We start from the raw sequence: 19,917 nt of genomic DNA, 5'->3' as shown, positions 1-19,917 counted from the left end.
AGAGTTTTGAATAATAAAGGAAGTATATTATGCTAAGATATTTTCAGTTAAAAGGAAGAGGAGAAGAAACAGAGATACATGCAGTGGCTTCATTGTTACTTGCTACGTATTGCATGATCTTTTCGAATGAATTGATAGGTGGAATGGGCGGATTGCCAATGTGGGTTGGCGTGATGCTTTCATATTACACTATGAGGCTGATAGCAATGTCAAAGAGTAATATCTGCCATACCTTACCAATTGGATGCAAGAAGGAAATAGACTACATTTTTGTAGGATATATATTGTTTTTTGGTATTTCGTGGGGAATTGTCAAAATAATGGTAGTCGTTTCAAGAATGATAGGTTGGTCAAATTTAAATGGAATGTCTCCGGGTGAGTATATCGATTCAATATATGGGAGTTCATTGTTAGAAAGATGGGCATATTTTATTGCATGGATAACGGTGGCAGCATTTGCTATATCATTATTTCCTCTTGTTGTAATTAAAACGAAAAAGTTTTTTGCACTGTATCTGCTAGTAGATAGTGGAATCTTTTTTATAGTATGTAAAATTATAGTTGTAATTTGCGGAAGATTTTTACCACAAAAAAACAGGAGAATGCATATAAAAACATTGCTTGATTATATGTTGGTTTGCCACATGCCAAGGCGGCTTGTTGCAGTCGGGATAATAAGTGGAATGTTGTTGGGATTGTTTTTTATAGCTTTATTTGTTAGAAAAATAAGCCAGATTGTTTATGCTTCGAGAAATAAGATTTATTCTGAAAAAAGGATAAAAAAATTAAAAGAATATATTAGTCTTACTAGCGAAGAAAAAAGGATTCTTAAAATCAGAAAAATTAAAATTACAGTTAGTATAGTTTTTGCTGCTTTTTGTCTATGTATAGGATTATTTAGATTTTGTAAAGTGATTAAAAAAGATAATCAAAAAGGAAAAGAGGATTCGTATGTCAAAGTTGGAGAATGCTTGACGAAGGATGAAGCATTTGGCCCTATGTGTTACAACGGAAAAGTTTATGTACCCGTAGATGATACATTTAATTTTGATAAGAATGGAGGAACGCCATTAGGCTATTTGGCATATAAAAATCAGAATTGTCATACTCAGATTTATAAAATGACAATAGGCAATATTTTGTATAAGCCACAAGATGGTAATGATGAATTTAAAAATTGTTTAGAGATGAGTGGTGCTGACTATAATTCATATAAATTGGTTGATAGTGTGCAAAAAGAGGCGCTCTACAAACAAGATAATGTCTTTGTCTTATGGGATGAAGATTGGATAAACGAAACAAGTTATGGCGCAGATAAAACTGGATATACAATTATTGAAAAAGGTTTTGTTGAACGTTTAATTCAAAAATTTGGTGAAATACAATACAATCCAAAAGATTTTGAAAAATATGATACATATTTTACACTTAGAAGTTACAAAGATATGAAAAGTGTTAATGGAACAGAAATTTTAAACGGAAATTGGGTTGGTTGTATTTTGGTAAAAGATAATAAATTTTATTTTGGAAATTATAAAAACCAAATAAATGGACTGGAATTGAAGGAACTATTAGATATTATAGGTGGCAACATCAAAGAAACAGAAAAAAATTTGAAAAAAAATAATATTTTTTTGGATGAAAAAAAGGAAATCGCACATTGATATAGAATATTAATAGTGTAGGTTGTTCTCTAAAGGATTTTTTATTTAGAAGGAGCTGTAAGAATGACTATTCGAGAACAAATAGAAAAGATGGAAAAAGAAAATCTAAGTCCGCATGCTTGTTTGAGTGTGAATTCAAAAGGGCGTGCTTTTCCTGAGCCTCAATGTGATATCAGACCTGTTTTTCAAAGAGATAGGGACAGGATACTACACAGTAAATCGTTTAGAAGATTAAAGAATAAGACACAAGTTTTTTTAACTCCTAAAGGAGATCATTATAGAACAAGACTATCGCATACTTTAGAAGTTTCGCAAAATGCGAGAACAATAGCTAAAGCATTAAGGCTGAATGAAGATTTAGTTGAAGCAATAGCTTTAGGACATGATTTAGGACATACACCTTTTGGACATGCAGGTGAGTTTGTTTTAAATAAAGTTTATGAGGGCGGATTTGAACATAATGTTCAAAGTTTACGTATCGTAGATAAGCTTGAGAGATCAGGTCAGGGACTTAATTTGACGTGGGAAGTAAGAGATGGTATTTTGAACCATCAGACTCATACTAAACCCCATACGCTAGAGGGTAAAATCGTAAGATTATCAGATAAAATAGCATATGTTAATTCGGATTTTGATGATGCTATACGTGCAAGGATTTTGTGCGAAGATGATATCCCCCTTGAAATCCGAAAGACTTTAGGATATGATACTAAAAGTCGTTTAGATCACCTTATTCATGATATTATTATTAATAGTATGGATAGGGCTGATATTTTGTTGTCTAAAGAGACGAATGAAGCGCTCTTTGACCTTAGAAAATTTATGTTCAAAAATGTATATACTAATCCTGTTGCAAAAAGAGAAGAAGGAAAGGCGATGGCACTTCTTGAACAGCTTTATTATTACTATATGGAAGGTGACCATATAGAACAGCTACCTAAAAAGTATTTAGATATGCTAGATAAAGGTACTAAGAAGGGTAGAGTTGTGTGTGATTATATTGCTGGAATGACTGATCAATTTGCAATTAGTACATTTAGTAGTCATTTTTTGCCAAAAGAATGGCAAGTTGGTGATAGCTAATATGGCGTAAGTATTTGTAAGAGCGTAAAAGAAACTAAGGTTTAAGTATGTGAAAAAGTGAAAAAACGGTGATGACGTGAATTTTTTGCAGGAAGGAGGACTTTGATGCCGTTTTATTCAGACGATTTAATTGAAGAAGTAAGACAGAGTAATGATATAGTTGATGTAATAAGTAATTACGTGCAATTAAAAAGAAAAGGTAGTTCTTATTTTGGACTATGTCCGTTCCATAACGAGAAAACGGGATCGTTTTCAGTTTCTCCAAGTAAGCAAATGTATTATTGCTTCGGTTGTGGAGCAGGTGGTAATGTATTTACGTTTTTAATGCAATATGAGAACTTTTCGTTTAGAGAGGCTATGGAATATCTCGCAGATAGGGCCAATATTGAGTTGCCTAAATATGAAATGACTCAAGAGCAAAAGATGAAAGCAAACGAGAAGGCTGTATTGCTTGAAATAAATAAAGAAGCAGCTAAATATTTTTATACGCTTCTGCGTTCCCCAAGAGGAGAGCTAGCCAGTAAATATTTTGAAAAAAGGCAGCTGACTCCTGAGACTATGCGTAAGTTTGGACTAGGATATTCGGACCAGTATAGTGATGATTTGTATAAGTATCTTAAGCAAAAAGGATATACTGATGAAATCTTAAAGGAATCAGGTTTGATTACAATCAAGGAATCTAAAGGCGTTTACGACAGATTTTGGAATAGAGCGATGTTTCCTATTATGGATGCGCACAATAAAGTTATAGGCTTTGGAGGGCGTGTTATGGGAGATGGCGAGCCAAAGTACCTTAACTCTCCAGAAACAAAGGTATTTGACAAAGGTCGTAATTTATATGGCTTAAATTTTGCAAGAGCAAGTAGAAGAGATTATTTACTGTTGTGTGAAGGCTATATGGATGTAATTTCCTTGCATCAGGCTGGTTTTGATAATGCTGTAGCTTCATTGGGTACAGCGCTTACGAGTGGCCATGCGAGTTTGTTAAAAAGATATACTAAAGAAGTTTATTTGACATACGATAGCGATGGAGCTGGTATAAAGGCTGCACTTAGAGCTATTCCAATTTTAAAAGAGGTTGGAATTTCAACAAAAGTAATAAATATGAAACCATATAAGGATCCAGATGAATTCATTAAGAATTTAGGTGCTGAAGAATATGAGAATCGTATACGAGAAGCTGAGAACAGTTTCATGTTTGAAGTGAGAGTACTTCAACAGGATTACGATTTAAATGATCCTGATGGCAAGACTAGATATTTCCAGGAAGTTGCCAAGAAATTGCTTGGTTTTTCGGAAGAATTAGAACGAAATAATTACATTGAAGCAATAGCTAAAAAGTACCAGGTTTCTTATGATGATTTAAGAAAGATGGTTGTTAATATGGCAATAAAGCTTGGTGGTTATCAAAAGCCAAAAGAGATTAGAAATAGTCAAACTATCAAGAAACAAAAAGAAGATGGCATGAGACAATCCCAGAAGCTTATGCTTACATGGCTTATAGAAGATGATAAATTATACCCAGTTATTAAAGATTATATAAGTTTTAAAGATTTTACAGAAGAGCTTTATTCAACAGTTGCCACGGAAGTTTTTAAACAATATGAAGAAAACGGAAGTGTTAACGCAGCAAGAATTATTAGTACGTTTGAAAGTGAGGAAGAACAAAGAGAAGTGGCATCATTGTTTAATGCTAAAATTCAGAAATTGTCTTCCAAGAGTGATAAAGAAAAGGCATTAAAGGAAACAATTATAAGAATAAAGCAAAATAGTATTTCAGTACGTTCTAACTCGTTAGATCCAACAGATTTACAAGGTTTGATGGATGTTTTAAATGACAAGAAAGAACTTGAAAAAATAGAAAAAATGCAGTTTAGTCTTTAAAGTTTATGTACTTTTTAGATATAAAGAAAGTTGAGAGGAAGTTAATAATGGCAAACAAAAAAGTAGCAAAAAAGAATTCAAAAGCTTTAACCCCTGAAATGATTGAAGATTTCCAAAAGAGACTTCAAGAATTGAAAAGCTTAGCTAAAAAGAAGAATAACATCTTAGAATATAACGAGATTAGTGATTTCTTTGAAGATATGCAACTAGATGCTGATAAATTTGAACTTGTACTTGATTATTTAGAAAAAAATGGTATCGATGTGTTAAGAACTCACGATGGAGATGTCGATGCATATGATGTGGACGATGACGCAATTTTAAATGGCGATGATGAAGATATGGAAATGGAAAACATTGATTTATCCGTTCCAGAGGGCGTAAGTGTTGAAGACCCAGTACGTATGTACTTGAAAGAAATTGGTAAGGTTCCACTTTTAACAGCAGATGAAGAAATTCAATTAGCAAAGAGAATGGAAGATGGACAGGCAGCTATTGAACCATTAAAAGAACTTAAAAAGCAACTTTATGAAGCAGAATTAGATGTTGAGAAAGCAGAAATTAGAGAAAAAATTAAACCTTTACAGTTAGCAGTTGATAGAGGATCAGATGCTAAGAAGAGATTAGCGGAAGCCAATCTTAGATTAGTAGTAAGTATTGCAAAAAGATATGTTGGTAGAGGAATGCTTTTCCTTGATTTGATTCAGGAAGGTAACCTCGGTCTTATCAAAGCTGTAGAAAAATTTGATTATAACAAAGGATATAAGTTCTCAACATATGCAACATGGTGGATTCGTCAGGCTATTACAAGAGCTATTGCTGATCAAGCTAGAACAATCAGAATTCCAGTTCATATGGTTGAGACTATCAATAAACTTATAAGAGTTTCAAGACAACTTCTTCAGGAATTAGGAAGAGAACCATCTCCTGAAGAAATTGCAAAAGAATTAAATATGCCAGTTGAAAGAGTTAGAGAAATCTTAAAGATTTCACAGGAGCCAGTATCTCTTGAAACTCCAATTGGTGAAGAAGAAGATTCACATCTTGGAGACTTCATCCGTGATGAAAATGTACCTGTTCCAGCAGAGGCAGCTGCATTTACATTACTTAAAGAGCAATTAGGTGAAGTTCTAGGAACTTTAACTGAAAGAGAACAAAAAGTATTGACTTTACGTTTTGGCTTAGAAGATGGACGTGCAAGAACTCTAGAAGAAGTAGGAAAAGAGTTCAATGTTACAAGAGAACGTATCAGACAAATCGAAGCGAAAGCATTAAGGAAACTGCGTCATCCTAGCAGAAGTCGTAAATTAAAGGATTATTTAGAGTAAAATGTTGAAATTATCAAAACGTATGAGAGCTGTTGCAGCAATGGTTACTACAGGTAACATTTTAGCTGATGTTGGAACGGATCATGGATATGTTCCGATTGCTCTTATACAAAGAGAAAAAATACCAAAAGCTATTGCGGTTGATATAAATGAAGGACCACTTAAACGTGCGAATGATAATATTGCTTTATACGGAATGCAGGATTCAATAGAAACACGTATTTCTGATGGTGTAGAAGCATTAAAAGTAAATGAAGCTGATAGTATCTTAATTGCTGGAATGGGTGGAGAACTTACGATTCATATTTTGACAGAAGGTGAAGATATATGTCGTAATGCAAAAGAGTTAATTTTACAGCCACAATCAGAGGTGAGAAAAGTTAGACAATACCTTAGAGTAAATCGTTACAAAATTGTTGATGAGGATATGATTTTGGAGGATGGAAAATATTATCCTATCATCAAAGCGATTCCAGTTGATCAAGATGACTTTTGGTTGGATAAAAATGAAAATGTAATCACTACATGTGATATTTATGGACCATTACTTCTTAAGAATGGTAATCCTGTTTTAAGAAAATTTTTGGTTCATCAATATAGAAAATTGACATTTATACTACAATCCCTGGTTTTACAACAAGATTCTGAATCAGTTAGAAAGAGAAAGCAAGAAGTAGCACAAGAAATTTACTATAACGAATCTGCATATTCAATTTTGGGGGCGATAAAAAATGCAGGAAATTAATGTAGTTGTTATGCTTTCTAACGGAGAAGAAGAAAGTATAACAGTAAATGAAAACACAACACTTTTAGAATTAGCACAAAGATTTCAAGATAAATACTCGAGACCGATTATGCTAGCTATTTGTAATGGAAGGTTGAGAGAACTTGCAAAAGAAATAAAAGGAGATTCTAGAATCTCCTTTTTAACAATGGACGACAAAGACGGAAGAAGAACATATGAAAGAGGCGTCGTCTTTTTGATGCAGAAGGCTATTGATAATATTTGGGGGATTAAGAATAATAAAGTTCGAGTATGTTATTCATTAGGACAAGGTCTGTATTGTGTGTTCACACGAGAAGAACCATCAAAGGAAAATTTAGGAAAATTAAAAACAGAAATGAAAAAGGTATGCAAGCAAGGACTCCCAATTAAGAAGGAATCTTTAAAGAGTATTGAAGCTGAAGAACTTTTTAAAAAGTTCAATATGACAGATAAAGAACGCTTGTTACATTATAGACGATCATCAAGGGTCAATATATATGATCTAGGTGGAATAAAAGATTATTCATATGGTTATATGGTACCAAATACAAGTTTTTTGAAGTATTTCGATTTAATTCCATATAAAGAGGGATTTATTTTACAGATGCCAGGTCGGCATAGTACTGAAATAGAAAAATTTGAACCATATGATAAACTTTTTTCAGTTATGAAAGCATCTAAACAGTGGAGTAACATGTTAGGGTTTGGTACAATCGGAGCCTTAAATGATGAAATATCAAATGGACATGGAGAAGATATTATTCTAGTTCAGGAAGCATTAATGGAAGAAAGAATTGGAAAAATAGCATCTGAAATCAGTAAAGATCGTAGAAAAAAATTTATAATGATTGCAGGACCATCATCCTCAGGAAAAACTTCCTTTTCTCATCGTTTATCAATTCAACTATCAGCAAAGGGAATTATTCCACATCCAATAGGTTTAGATGATTATTATGTTGATAGAGAAAAAACGCCAAAAGATGAAAATGGCAATTATGATTTTGAATGTTTAGAAGCTTTAGATATCGTTAAATTTAATGAAGATATGACAGCATTGTTAAATGGTGAAGAAGTTATGATGCCAACTTTTAATTTTAAAACTGGAAAAAGAGAATACAGGGGAAATACCCTTAAACTAGCAGAAAATGATGTGTTGGTTATAGAGGGTATACACGGCTTAGATGACAGATTATCACATACACTACCGATAGAAAGCAAGTTCAAAATCTATATATCAGCATTGACACATCTTGCAATAGATGAGTTGAATCCTTTACCAACAACAGATGGAAGACTAATTCGAAGAATTGTAAGAGATGCCAGAACTCGAAATACATCAGCAAGAGAAACAATTGCTATGTGGAAATCGGTAAGAAGAGGCGAAGAAAAATACATATTCCCATTTCAGGAGAATGCAGATATTATGTTTAACTCAGCACTTGTTTATGAGATAGCGGTTTTAAAGGTTTACGCAGAACCATTATTATTTGGAATTCCAAGAGATTGTCCTGAGTATTTTGAAGCCAAAAGATTATTAAAACTATTAGATTATGTGGTTCCATTACCAGCTGATAGTGTAAATAAAAATTCATTGTTGCGTGAGTTTATCGGCGGAAGTTGTTTTAATGTCTAGCTATTGTTACTTTGTGATTTAGAAGCTTTTATAAATCATTTCATAGTCATTTGATAATAACAAGGTTTTATTTCAAATGGTACTTGAAAAAAAACAAAAATAATAGTATAATTAACGGGTTAATATGCAGGACAGGTGATCGCAGCTGCAAGTACCGAAAGGTCGCAGGTGAGGAAAGTCCGGGCTTCACAGGGCAGGATGCCGGTTAACGGCCGGTAGGGGAAACCCTCAGGACAGTGCAACAGAAATAAACCGCCACGCAAGTGGTAAGGGTGGAAAGGCAGTGCAAGAGACTACCGCCATCTTGGTAACAAGGTGGGCACATGTAAACCCCATTTGAAGCAAAACCGAATATAAGCGTTGACGTGGCCCGCTAGCTTAAGGTAGGTTGCTTGAGGTAATTGGTAACAGTTATCCTAGATAGATGATCATCCACGACATAACCCGGCTTATCGTTCTGCTAAGTTACATAATATCACTTTAAATATATTTTGATTGAACTAATGAAATGGTTGGGTTTTCCTAGCCATTTTTTGTTTTTTTAGTCTATTGTTTTATATAGTATTGTTTTATTTTGCATAACGATTTATAATGTGATAGTATAGGTTTATTGTGAAAAATAAAACTTGAGAAGGTACAATATTTGATGCAAATTATAGTTATTTGAATATGATTATAATTTTATGCGGAAAATTTAATAAGCTATTAATAATATATTGAGGAAAGGTGGTTAATATGAAAGAAGATTATAGAGAAATCAATACAGATGATAATGATCAAATTCATAATGAAGAAGCTACCCATTCAGAATCTAATGAAGAAGTTATCCATTCGAAAAGTGATGGTAAGGATACCGATTCAGAATCTAGTGTCAAAACGCCTATTCATAGTCGTATGCATGAACGCGTGATGAGTCAACCATTTCGAAGCGGCGATATGATGAAATTATCATTTTTAAATGATAAAGATGATGATGATTCCAAAAATAAAGGCAATCAGGATAACGCAGAAAAAAACAATAATAATGAACAAAAAAATGAAAAAGACGACGACGGTAATTACGAAGATTTTTGTTCTGTTTGTAAAAGACCTGAAGGTATGGCAGGACCGCTTGTTCGTATGCATCGATCTTTTAAAGTATGTCCTGATTGTATGCAAAGGTTTTTTGATATGATGCCACCATCTGATATGCTTTTTGAAAATATGTTTGATCCAGATAAAATGATGAAGCCAACGAATTTGGAAGATTCCAAAGATAAAAAGAATCCAAGACGTTCTTTAAATCCAAAGGCGTATAAGTATGAAAATGCGCCAGCTGAGGTAAGAGAAGAAGCTGAGAGAACATTTCAGAAGAATAATCCGTTAGCTTATTTGGGATTAGAGCTGTTTCCAGGCCTAGATAATTCGATATTTGATGATAAAGCTGGTATGCCGGGGTTTCCAGCTATGACAAGTATGCCAGGAATATCTGGAATGCCAAGTAGGAACTTTACAAGGATGTTTAATCCAGATGGTTCGATGCTTGGAACTCATAGAGTAAAAAAACGTAAGAGAGCTAAAAAGAGAAAACCAATTATAGATATTAGAAATCTTCCAGCTCCTCATGAAATCAAAGAGAAACTAGATGCTTACGTTATCGGACAAGAGTATGCTAAAAAAGTTATGTCAGTATCGATATATAATCATTATAAGAGAATAATGAGTCTAGAAAATCATGTAGACGATGATGTAGAAATTGAGAAATCTAACATGTTGATGATAGGACCAACAGGTTCAGGAAAAACATATTTGGTTAAAATATTAGCAGAATTGTTAGATGTGCCACTTGCACTTGCAGATGCAACATCACTTACAGAAGCAGGTTATGTCGGTGATGATATCGAAAGCGTAATAACAAAGTTATTAGCAGCAGCAGATAATGATGTAGAAAGAGCGCAGCATGGTATTGTTTTTATTGATGAAATTGATAAGATTTCAAAAAAGAATAATCCTAGTCAAAGAGATGTTAGTGGGGAGTCAGTTCAACAAGGAATGCTTAAGATTCTCGAGGGAACAGACGTAGAAGTACCGGTTGGAGCATCTTCTAAAGGCGCTTTTGTGCCACTTACAACAATAGATACAACAAATATTTTGTTTATTTGTGCAGGAGCTTTTCCAGGAATTGAAGATATAATCAAAAAAAGAATAAACAAAGAAGCTGCTATTGGTTTTAAATCTGAATTAAAAGATAAGCTTGATAATGATGATGATATTATGCAACAAATTGCGGTAGAAGATGTAAGAGAGTATGGAATGATTCCAGAATTCATAGGTCGTTTACCTATTCTTTTCACACTTGACGAGATGACAGAAGAAATGTTGATTAAGATTTTAACAAAGCCAAAGAATGCGATTATAAAACAATATGTCAAATTACTTGGTATTGATGATGTCGGACTTGAGTTTGAAGAAGATGCGTTGCGTTATATAGCTGAAAAGGCAAGAGAAAAGAAAGAAGGAGCAAGAGCATTACGAGCTATTCTTGAGAAGAGTATGCTTGATATAATGTTTGAAATTCCTAAAGATAAAAGAATTGGTAAAGTGCTAATAACAAGAGATTATCTAGAGGATAAAGGTGGTCCGATTATATCACTTAAAGAAAATTAAATAATTATTATAATTATGTTGTGATTAAATTTATGATTATTCTTATAATTAATCATTATAATTATTTTTTATAAAAATGATTTTGAGTTTGTATATTAGACCCAAAAACAGACAAGCAAGATAAAACACTAAGATTTATATAAAGGAGTTGTAAAATTGAAAATTATACATTGTGCAGACATTCATCTAGACTCAAAGATGACTACAAATCTCACTAATGAGCAGGCAAAAGAGCGCAGAGATGAATTACTAAATACATTTTCCAAAATGGTGGATTATGCTAAACAAAATGAAGTTAAAGCTATTTTGATAGCAGGAGATTTATTTGATACAAGAAATATTTCTGCATCAGCAAGAAATGTTGTAAAAGAAGCAATTTTGGGTTATCCGGATATTGATTTTGTTTATTTAAAAGGAAATCATGATCATGATAATTTCCTTTCTAATTTAGAAGATTTACCAGTTAACTTGAAACTTTTTAATGATAAAGAATGGAAATCTTATGAATACGGAAATATTGTTATTACTGGTTTAGAATTAACAGATGATAATCAATATTCTGTATGCAATGATTTACAATTAGAAGGTGACAAATTCAATATTGTTACTTTGCACGGACAAATTAGAGAGGGAGAAGGAAATCCAAGAGATTTCATAATTAACCTTGATAATTTAAGAGGCAGAAATATTGATTATTTAGCTTTAGGTCATATACATTCATACGAAGAAGACGATTTAGATAGACGAGGAAAATATTGCTATCCTGGTTGTCTTGAAGGTAGAGGATTTGATGAATGCGGTAAAAAAGGATTTGTTTTACTAGATATTGATGAAGAAACAAAAGAATTAAATACACAGTTTGTTCCTTTTGCCAAGAGAAATATTCATAACTTAGAAGTTGATATTTCTGGAGTCAGTACTACAATCGAAGCTTTAGTGAAAGTTGAAGAGTCATTAAGACGCAAAGAATATAAAGAAACATCACTAGTTAAAATTACATTAACAGGTGCTGTTGATGTTGAAAGCGATATCAATACAAGAATTATTGAAGGCAAATTAGAAGGCAAGTTTTACACTGTAAAAGTTGTAGATGAGACTTCCCAAACAGTAAAATATCAAGACTACGAAAGAGATAGATCATTAAAAGGCGAATTTATCAGATTAGTTTTAAACTCTGATGATAATGATTTTGATGATAAAGACAAAAATGCCATTATTAAATGTGGCATAAAAGCATTACTTGGGGAGGACTTATAATGAGATTAATTAAATGCCACATCGATAATTTTGGTAAACTACATGATAAAGATTACGTTTTTAACAAATCATTAAATGTTTTTAATGGTGAAAATGGAAGCGGAAAAAGTACGTTTGCAGCTTTTTTAAAAGCAATGTTATATGGCTTTGATAACAAAAAAGAAAAAGGTGCATTTGAAAAAGAAAGAAACATTTACAAACCTTGGCAAGGTGGAACTTACGGTGGAGAATTAGAATTCGAGTACCAGGATAAAAATTATAAAGTAGTAAGAAAATTTGGAAGCACAGAAAAAGCAGATGAGTTTCACATTTATGATGCAACAACTAATATGGAAGTTGATTGCTTTACAAAACATTTAGGTGATGAGATTTTCGATTTAGATAGAAATTCATTTGCAAGAAGTATTTTTATTGGACAAAATGATTGTGCTTTTTCAACATCAGATCAGATTAATGCAAAATTAGGAAACGTTGTTGAAAGTACAAATGATATTAACAATTACGAAAATGCTCAGAAAAAACTTAAAGATGTTGTAAATAAATTGTCACCATCTAGAAAAACGGGTTCTATTAGAAAACGTAAAGATCAGATAGATACTCTAAGACTTGAATTAAGAGAGTTAGATAATAGAGAAACAGAATATAAAAAAGTTGCTACTCTAATGGAAGACCAACAGAATAAACGTATTCTTTTAGAAAAAGAACGTGCCCAGCTTACAAAAGAGCAGAAGTTTGTAAGTGAAGCAGGAACTAAAATTGCAGAGCAGAATAACTACAAGCAATTGTGTGAAATCGAAAAAGAAAAAACAAAGGCATTTGAAGATGTAGAAAACTTCTTTGGGAAAGAATGCTTGAGTGATGAAGAAATCAGCAATATTACAGTTGATGTTCACAATTTAGTTAAGCAGGGACAAAGTGCAGAAGTTTATAAATTATCTAATGAAGAAGAAAAGACATACGAAGAGTTAGGTGAGCGTTTAAATAACGGTGCAGCTGATGAAGCGATGTTATTCGAAGCAATTGCTGGAAATATTGAATCAATTGAAGAAACAAGAAAGATTAAGGGTGAACTTTCAGATAAGAAAGTTGAACTTACTAATTTAGAGAATTTGTTCCAGACAAATGAAGCAAAACGTAACCAGAACATTCCTAAAGTTGAAAACGCAGGAAAGAGTGTTTTGATGGGTGCATCGGTTTTTGCTGTTGTTGCAGTTGTATTTTTAATTTTGGCAGTTGTAAACGTAGCTAAAAAGTCATTATTTACACCATTTATAGCAATAACAGTTGTTGCAGTAGTTTTAGCAGTAATCTTTATTATCACATCAAAGAAACAAAAACGTGTAGCTGAAGTTGAATTAGCCAGATACATGCAGAACAAACGTGATGAAGATGATAGAGAGATGCGTTCACTTACTGCATTGAGAAATAAGATTCAGGAAATGGAAAATAGAATCGTTGAAATCAATAAAGAAATCAGTGCATTCTTATTTAGCTATGAATTAGGTGTTGATAGTGAAGAAAAATACCAGACAATGTTATATGAATTAAGAGGTTTAAAAGAAACATATGATGATTTACATCAAAAAGATGTAACTTATCACAATGCAAACCGTGATTATGAATTCTTAAACAGAAGAATATATGACTATTTGCGTCAGTTTTTTGAAGAACTTGATAATACACCAGAAGAGTATACAGAAAAAATTGGAATTTTAACTAATAAAATAACAGAATATAAATTAGCTAAAGAGGCTATGGAAGTAGCAAAAGCAGCTAGAAAAGAATTTAAAGATTCTCACGATGATGAAGATCTTGTTGCAGAATACAAGATTAATCATAGCTTAGAAGAGCTAAATAGAAGAATCGATGACATTGACGAAAATCTTAATGAAATCAGAGATGATATCGAAAAATATAATCGTCAGATGAATGATTTATCAGATCAGCTTGACGAAAGAGATGAAAAATTAGACTTGCTTGCAACTTTAGAAAAAGAACAAGAAAAAGAACAGAATTATTATAATGTGGCTGAAAAAACTATTGAGTTTTTAACACAGGCAAAAGAGCAGTTTACATCCAGATATAAGACACCGGTTAATAATGCGTTCAAAAAATACTATCAGCATATTACTGGTGAGGACAATGAAAATTGGCAATTAGATGCTAACATTTCGATTAAGATGAAACAAGAGGGTGCATATAGAGAAGTGGATTGGTTATCATCAGGATATCAGGATTTAGTTGGTATTTGTATGAGATTGGCACTTGTTGAAGCAATGTTCCCATTAGATAAGTCATTCTTGATTTTAGATGATCCATTTGTTAACTTAGATGAAGATAAATTGGATAAAGCAAATGAATTATTAGATTTAATAAGCCAGGATTATCAGGTGATTTACTTTACATGTCATAGTTGTCGTATGCCACGATAGTGATTATAACAAAGCATCTATAGTATTTTGTAGAGATACAAATATTATAGGTGCTTCGATTATATTATAATAAAAAACATAAATAACAAGTTAGAAAGGATGACGAAATGAGTCAGAAAAAACAAGGAATTATACTTATCATTATGGCAGGATTTTTCTTCTCAATAATGACACTTTGTGTTCGTGCGTCGGGAGATTTGCCAACTATGCAAAAAGCTTTTTTTAGAAATGCGGTTGCAGCAGTTATTGCATCAGTTACTTTGTTTAGAAGTAAAGAAGGCTTTAGAATAAAAAAATCAAGCTTTGGAGATTTATTTGCAAGATGTTTTTGCGGTACATTAGGACTGATATGTAACTTCTATGCAATAGATAAAATTGGTTTAGCAGATGCAAATATTTTAAATAAATTATCACCATTTTTTGCAATTATTTTTTCTATTTTTATTTTAAAAGAAAAAGCAAATAAAGTTGAGTGGCTTTGCGTAATAACAGCATTTGCAGGTGCACTTTTTGTAATAAAACCAACAGGTAACATAAATATGGTATATTCATTAATCGGTGCATTAGGAGGTCTAGGCGCAGGTATTGCATATACATTTGTTCGAAAACTAGGAAAAAAAGGTGAAAGAGGACCAATCATTGTATTTTGTTTTTCAATGTTTTCATGTATAACTATTTTACCATTTTTAATAATGTCATATAAACCAATGACAGTTGTTCAGACTTTGATTTTGATAGGAGCAGGATTAGGTGCAGCAGGAGGACAATTTACAATAACAGCAGCTTATACAAAAGCGCCAGCAAAAGAAATTTCGGTTTACGATTATACACAAATACTATTTGCGGCAATGTGGGGATTTATTTTTTATGAAGAATTACCAGATTGGCTAAGTATTACAGGGTATGTTATAATCATAGGAAGTGCAATATATAAATGGTATTATGTGCAAAAAAAAGATGCTAAAGAGGCATCGTAACCCATTTGTGGAAAAATATTTGGAGTAGGAGAATAGATGAATATGTTTAATTTAACAAAAGTAGAAGGTGGAGTGTGTGCTCCAGCTGGATTTAAAGCGAACGGATTAAATTGCGGATTAAATCCAGTAAAAGAAAAGAACGATTTAGGAGTTATTTTTTCAGAAGAAGAGTGTCAAACAGCGGCTGTATATACTCAGAATAAAGTAAAGGGCGCTCCAATCATTGTTACTAAAGAAAATCTAAAAAAATCAAACAATATTTCACAGGCAGTAATCGTAAATAGTAAAAATGCAAACACTTGTAACGCAGATGGAGAGGAAAAAGCACAAATGATGTGCAAGTTGATTGCAGATGAATTAAATATTCCTAAGGAAAGAGTTATAGTTGCATCAACAGGAGTTATTGGACAGATTTTGCCAATTGATCCTATTAAAGATCACGTAGCTGAGCTTGCAAAAGGAATATCAGAAAAAGGAAATATAGAAGCTGCTCATGCAATCATGACAACAGATACTGTAAAAAAAGAATATGCAGTTAAATTTGAATTAGATGGAAAAGTTTGTACAATTGGTGGAATGGCCAAGGGTAGCGGAATGATTCATCCAAATATGGCTACAACTCTTAATTTTGTTACAACAGATGTTGACATAGATGCTTCACTTTTACAAGAAGCACTTAATAAAATCGTTAAAATTACTTACAATTGTTTAAGTGTTGATGGTGATACTTCTACAAATGATATGCTTTGCGTTATGGCGAATGGTTTAGCAAAAAATAAAACAATATCGCAAAAAGGAAGCGACTATGACATTTTCTGCGATGCTTTATATGATGTTTTGATGAATTTAACTAAGATGTTGGCAAAAGATGGAGAAGGTGCATCAAAGATGATTGAATGTACATGTAATGGGGCACAAACTCTTGATATTGCAATCAAAGTAGCAAAAAGTGTAGTAAGTTCGTCATTATTTAAATGTGCTATCTTTGGAGAAGATGCCAATTGGGGTAGAATCTTGTGTGCAATAGGTTATACAGATGCTGAATTTGAAATTGATAAAGTTGACGTATCAATAAAATCAAAAGTAGGCGAAATTCTTGTGTGCAAAAACGGAAGTGGTGTAGAGTTTTCTGAAGAGAAAGCAAAAACAATTCTTGAAGAAGATGAAATCTATGTAATAGTTGATTTGAAACAAGGTAACGAACAGGCAAAAGCTTGGGGATGCGATTTGACATATGATTATGTAAAAATAAATGGAGATTATAGGTCATAATATATTAGTGCTTTGAAGAACTAGGTTGTCATAGAAAATGAGGATAAGATTAAAATATATGACAAATCAAGTTAGAAGAATAGTTAAGGTTCAAATATGGAGGAAAAAATGGAATTATCAAATAAAAATATTGGTTTTATAGGATGCGGAAACATGGGAACAGCAATGATTCATGGAATACTTGATTCAAAACTTGCGACATGTGATCATATTTTTGCAACAGTAAAATCTCAGGAAAACATTGAAAAAAAAGAAAAAGAATTAGGCATAAAAGTAAGTTGTGATAATGCAGAAGTTGCAAGCAAATCAGATATTTTATTTTTAGCTGTAAAACCACAATTTATGGATGGTGTGTTAGATGAAATAAAAGGAGAAATAACTAATGAAACATTAGTTATAAGTATTGCTGCTGGAAAAGATATAAAATATTATGAAGAAAAACTTGGTGACGACAAAAAAATTATTAGAGCAATGCCAAACACTCCAGCAATGGTTAAAGCCGGAATGATGGGAATATGTATTAATGGTAACGTTACAGGTAATGAATGTGAAATGATAAAAGAACTTTGTGTTGGATTTTCAAAAACAGAAGTTGTAACTGAAAATTTGATGGAAGTTGTAACAGCTGTAAGTGGAAGTTCACCAGCGTATGTATTTATGTTTATTGAAGCAATGGCTGATGCAGCAGTAGCAGGTGGAATGCCAAGAAAACAAGCATATGAATTTGCAGCTCAAGCAGTTTATGGAAGTGCAAAAATGGTGCTCGAAACCAAAAAACATCCAGGCGAGTTAAAAGATATGGTATGTTCACCAGCCGGAACAACAATCCAAGCTGTAAGAGTTCTTGAAAAAGAAGGAATGAGAAGTGCAGTGTTTGAAGCTATGGAAAAATGTATTGAAATATCACGAAAATTGTAGGCATATTAATAACATTTATAATAAGCGTATAATATATATACATATAAATATATATATAATTATATAAACAATTCATAAATACAAGAAGGGCGATGTTTGTACCGCCCCCAAAAGTTAGACCCAAAAATCTAACGATTGGAGGTCGGTACAGTTTGTCGTCCTTTTTTAATATTTCTTATATCTTTGTAGTTGCTACAGCATGTTTAACTGGTTGTGCAGGTTCAAAGAACGCAGAAAATGGAAAGAACGTATAAAATGAAAAGAGTGCAGAAAATGGAGATTTTGCAAAAAAAGCTCTTGATGTCATAAAAGATTTAAAAAATTTAGAAATTAAATCTGCACAATCAAAAGTAGAAAAATCTGTTGCTGAAAGAATAAAAGAACGAGATTTAGACGAAGCTGCAAAAAATGGTGAGATTGCATTAGGAAAAAAGATGGATTTGGATTTACTTCCAGTAGAATCTAAAAAAAGATTAGATTCCTACAAAAAAGCAAGAAAAGAATTCAAAGGGAAAAAATACACGTATAGATTTGATTTTAAAAAGAAAGATAATAAGTGGGAAATATTTAGTTTGGCTGAATATTAATAAAATATTTTTTATATTTTTTTATAAAAAATTTATAATTAGCTAATTATTTTTTTCATTTGTCCGATACATGATTAGTAGAGTCTATAAATGGAGCCTATGGGAATTATGTAAAAAATTGTGGAAATATAAATTCTACATATTTTAAGTTGGTAATTGCGAAACTTACCTTGTGAGTGTATAATATTGAAAGTAAACAATTTTATATAGCTTTTATCTATAATAATTAAATTATTGATATTAGCAAAAATGCTGTATTAATGTGGTTTACGGAGTATAATAGACGCCTAACATATTAAAGAGGAGAAAAGGAGAGAACACAAATGAAAAAGAGATTAGTTTCAGCTATTTTGGCATCAGTTTTAGTATTTTCTAGTTTAACAGGTTGTAGCGCTTTTGACAAAAAAGGTGGTAGCAGCAGTTCATCAGTAGAAAAAACAGATGAGGAACTTGTACAGGAGTCATCTGATGAGGTTATGAGGTATTGCAAGAATGCAGAGTATAATAGCATTGTAAAAGTGGTAGATTCTTCTGCTAAGAAAGATTTTGCTAACCTTAATCCAGAAAAGAATACTAAAGAATTCTATAAGGCTATAGGATACAATATAGAAAACAAATTGGATGATACAGTAAAAAGTAAGGTATTAGATTTCTGGACAAGTATTCAGAAGGATATGATTAAATCTTACAAAGTTAAAAAAGTAAAAGTTAATGGTAAAACAGCTCAGGTAAGATATTCTGTTAAATATGCATTTACACAGGCAGAACTTGTTAAATCAGTACAAGATGAAACAGTAACAAATGAGTTTAAAGCTGAGTGTGAGCAGTACGGAAAGGATCATGCTGCAGAAGTAACTAAGATTTATCAGGAACAAGGAGAAGAGGGGCTTTACCAGAAGATTTTCAATGATATTCTTCCATCATACATTGATAAGCTCACAGCTAAATACAATGAAGACAAGTCATCATATGAAGGAAAAGAATACCTTTTTGTTTTAGAGTTAAAATATAAAAATGGTAAATGGGTTGTTACATCTCTTAAGAGTAATGATCACTAATAATTCTCAGTTGGCATCATGACATTTTTTTGCTAAAATATAATTATAAAAGGTAAAGGAATGGTAGAGGCTATGGAAAAATTAGATAGTATTATTACAACAACTTATCAGTATAATGATAAATATTTGATAGATGTTGTAGAAAACAAAGAAGAAGAATTTTTTGAGGCATGGTTATATGCTAAGGATAATACAATTAAATTAGCTATTTTGATGGTTCCAAAGAATAATATAGAGTTTAAAGATATTGTTTTAAATGAATCAGCATTTTTAGCATTGGTTGCTTCAAGCATTGAAAGTCAGAATATGATTGAGATGTATGAAGCAGAAGCAGAATAGTAATATCAAATGGAAAACAGTATTACTTAGGATAATAATAGTGCTTAAAAACTATAAAAACTAAATAAAATCT

16 protein-coding genes and 1 other RNA gene are annotated in these 19,917 nt (G+C 32.1%); all 17 read left to right on the top strand.

Features of this window, described 5'->3' with window-relative positions:
* Positions 1–29: 29 nt before the first annotated feature.
* The 17 genes from BLV79_RS05450 (at position 30) to BLV79_RS05380 (ending at position 19,844) form a co-directional block, all read left to right on the top strand.
* Positions 30–1,664, top strand: coding sequence for a hypothetical protein (locus tag BLV79_RS05450; protein ID WP_074716897.1), 1,635 nt, complete (start codon positions 30–32; stop codon positions 1,662–1,664).
* 63 nt (positions 1,665–1,727) lie between these two features.
* Positions 1,728–2,747 carry a deoxyguanosinetriphosphate triphosphohydrolase gene (locus BLV79_RS05445; RefSeq protein WP_074716895.1) on the top strand — a complete coding sequence of 340 codons (1,020 nt, stop codon included), beginning with the start codon at positions 1,728–1,730 and terminating at the stop codon, positions 2,745–2,747.
* 105 nt (positions 2,748–2,852) lie between these two features.
* Positions 2,853–4,631, top strand: a complete 1,779-nt coding sequence (gene dnaG / locus BLV79_RS05440; protein WP_074716893.1) for a DNA primase — start codon at positions 2,853–2,855, stop codon at positions 4,629–4,631.
* 47 nt (positions 4,632–4,678) lie between these two features.
* Positions 4,679–5,959, top strand: coding sequence for an RNA polymerase sigma factor RpoD (gene rpoD, locus BLV79_RS05435; protein WP_074716891.1), 1,281 nt, complete (start codon positions 4,679–4,681; stop codon positions 5,957–5,959).
* Position 5,960: 1 nt separating this feature from the next.
* A complete protein-coding gene (locus BLV79_RS05430; RefSeq protein WP_242871434.1) occupies positions 5,961–6,704 on the top strand; it encodes a tRNA (adenine(22)-N(1))-methyltransferase in 744 nt (247 codons plus the stop codon).
* Positions 6,691–8,358, top strand: a complete 1,668-nt coding sequence (locus BLV79_RS05425) for a nucleoside kinase (protein WP_074716889.1) — start codon at positions 6,691–6,693, stop codon at positions 8,356–8,358. The genes BLV79_RS05430 and BLV79_RS05425 overlap by 14 nt, the downstream gene beginning before the upstream one ends.
* A 123-nt stretch (positions 8,359–8,481) precedes the next feature.
* Positions 8,482–8,826: RNase P RNA component class A (rnpB, locus tag BLV79_RS05420), an RNA gene on the top strand.
* A gap of 267 nt (positions 8,827–9,093) precedes the next feature.
* Positions 9,094–11,004 (top strand): ATP-dependent Clp protease ATP-binding subunit ClpX, encoded by a 1,911-nt coding sequence (gene clpX, locus BLV79_RS05415; protein ID WP_242871433.1) that lies wholly within the window; start codon positions 9,094–9,096, stop codon positions 11,002–11,004.
* Between the two features lie 156 nt (positions 11,005–11,160).
* Positions 11,161–12,261, top strand: a complete 1,101-nt coding sequence (locus BLV79_RS05410) for a metallophosphoesterase family protein (RefSeq protein ID WP_074716887.1) — start codon at positions 11,161–11,163, stop codon at positions 12,259–12,261.
* Positions 12,261–14,693: an ATP-binding protein gene (locus BLV79_RS05405; protein ID WP_074716885.1), complete on the top strand. Its 2,433-nt coding sequence runs from the start codon at positions 12,261–12,263 to the stop codon at positions 14,691–14,693. The genes BLV79_RS05410 and BLV79_RS05405 overlap by 1 nt, the downstream gene beginning before the upstream one ends.
* 107 nt (positions 14,694–14,800) lie before the next feature.
* Complete coding sequence (locus tag BLV79_RS05400; protein ID WP_074716883.1) at positions 14,801–15,670, top strand: DMT family transporter; 870 nt, start codon at positions 14,801–14,803, stop codon at positions 15,668–15,670.
* A gap of 36 nt (positions 15,671–15,706) precedes the next feature.
* Entirely contained in the window at positions 15,707–16,942 is a 1,236-nt protein-coding gene (argJ, locus tag BLV79_RS05395; protein ID WP_074716881.1) for a bifunctional glutamate N-acetyltransferase/amino-acid acetyltransferase ArgJ, read from the top strand.
* Between the two features lie 108 nt (positions 16,943–17,050).
* Positions 17,051–17,860, top strand: a complete 810-nt coding sequence (gene proC / locus BLV79_RS05390; RefSeq protein WP_074716879.1) for a pyrroline-5-carboxylate reductase — start codon at positions 17,051–17,053, stop codon at positions 17,858–17,860.
* Positions 17,861–17,952: 92 nt separating this feature from the next.
* Positions 17,953–18,114: a hypothetical protein gene (locus BLV79_RS12730; protein WP_159429329.1), complete on the top strand. Its 162-nt coding sequence runs from the start codon at positions 17,953–17,955 to the stop codon at positions 18,112–18,114.
* 180 nt (positions 18,115–18,294) lie between these two features.
* The gene (locus BLV79_RS12725) at positions 18,295–18,447 is read left to right on the top strand and encodes a hypothetical protein (protein WP_159429328.1); all 153 of its coding nucleotides are present in this window, start codon (positions 18,295–18,297) and stop codon (positions 18,445–18,447) included.
* A gap of 323 nt (positions 18,448–18,770) precedes the next feature.
* Positions 18,771–19,505 carry a hypothetical protein gene (locus tag BLV79_RS05385; RefSeq protein ID WP_074716877.1) on the top strand — a complete coding sequence of 245 codons (735 nt, stop codon included), beginning with the start codon at positions 18,771–18,773 and terminating at the stop codon, positions 19,503–19,505.
* A gap of 72 nt (positions 19,506–19,577) precedes the next feature.
* Positions 19,578–19,844 carry a hypothetical protein gene (locus tag BLV79_RS05380; protein ID WP_143470216.1) on the top strand — a complete coding sequence of 89 codons (267 nt, stop codon included), beginning with the start codon at positions 19,578–19,580 and terminating at the stop codon, positions 19,842–19,844.
* The last annotated feature ends 73 nt before the right edge of the window (positions 19,845–19,917 follow it).

The organism is Lachnobacterium bovis DSM 14045 (genome assembly GCF_900107245.1).
In the GTDB taxonomy this organism is placed as follows: Bacteria; Bacillota; Clostridia; order Lachnospirales; family Lachnospiraceae; genus Roseburia; species Roseburia bovis.
This window is presented reverse-complemented; position numbering and strand designations above follow the sequence as displayed.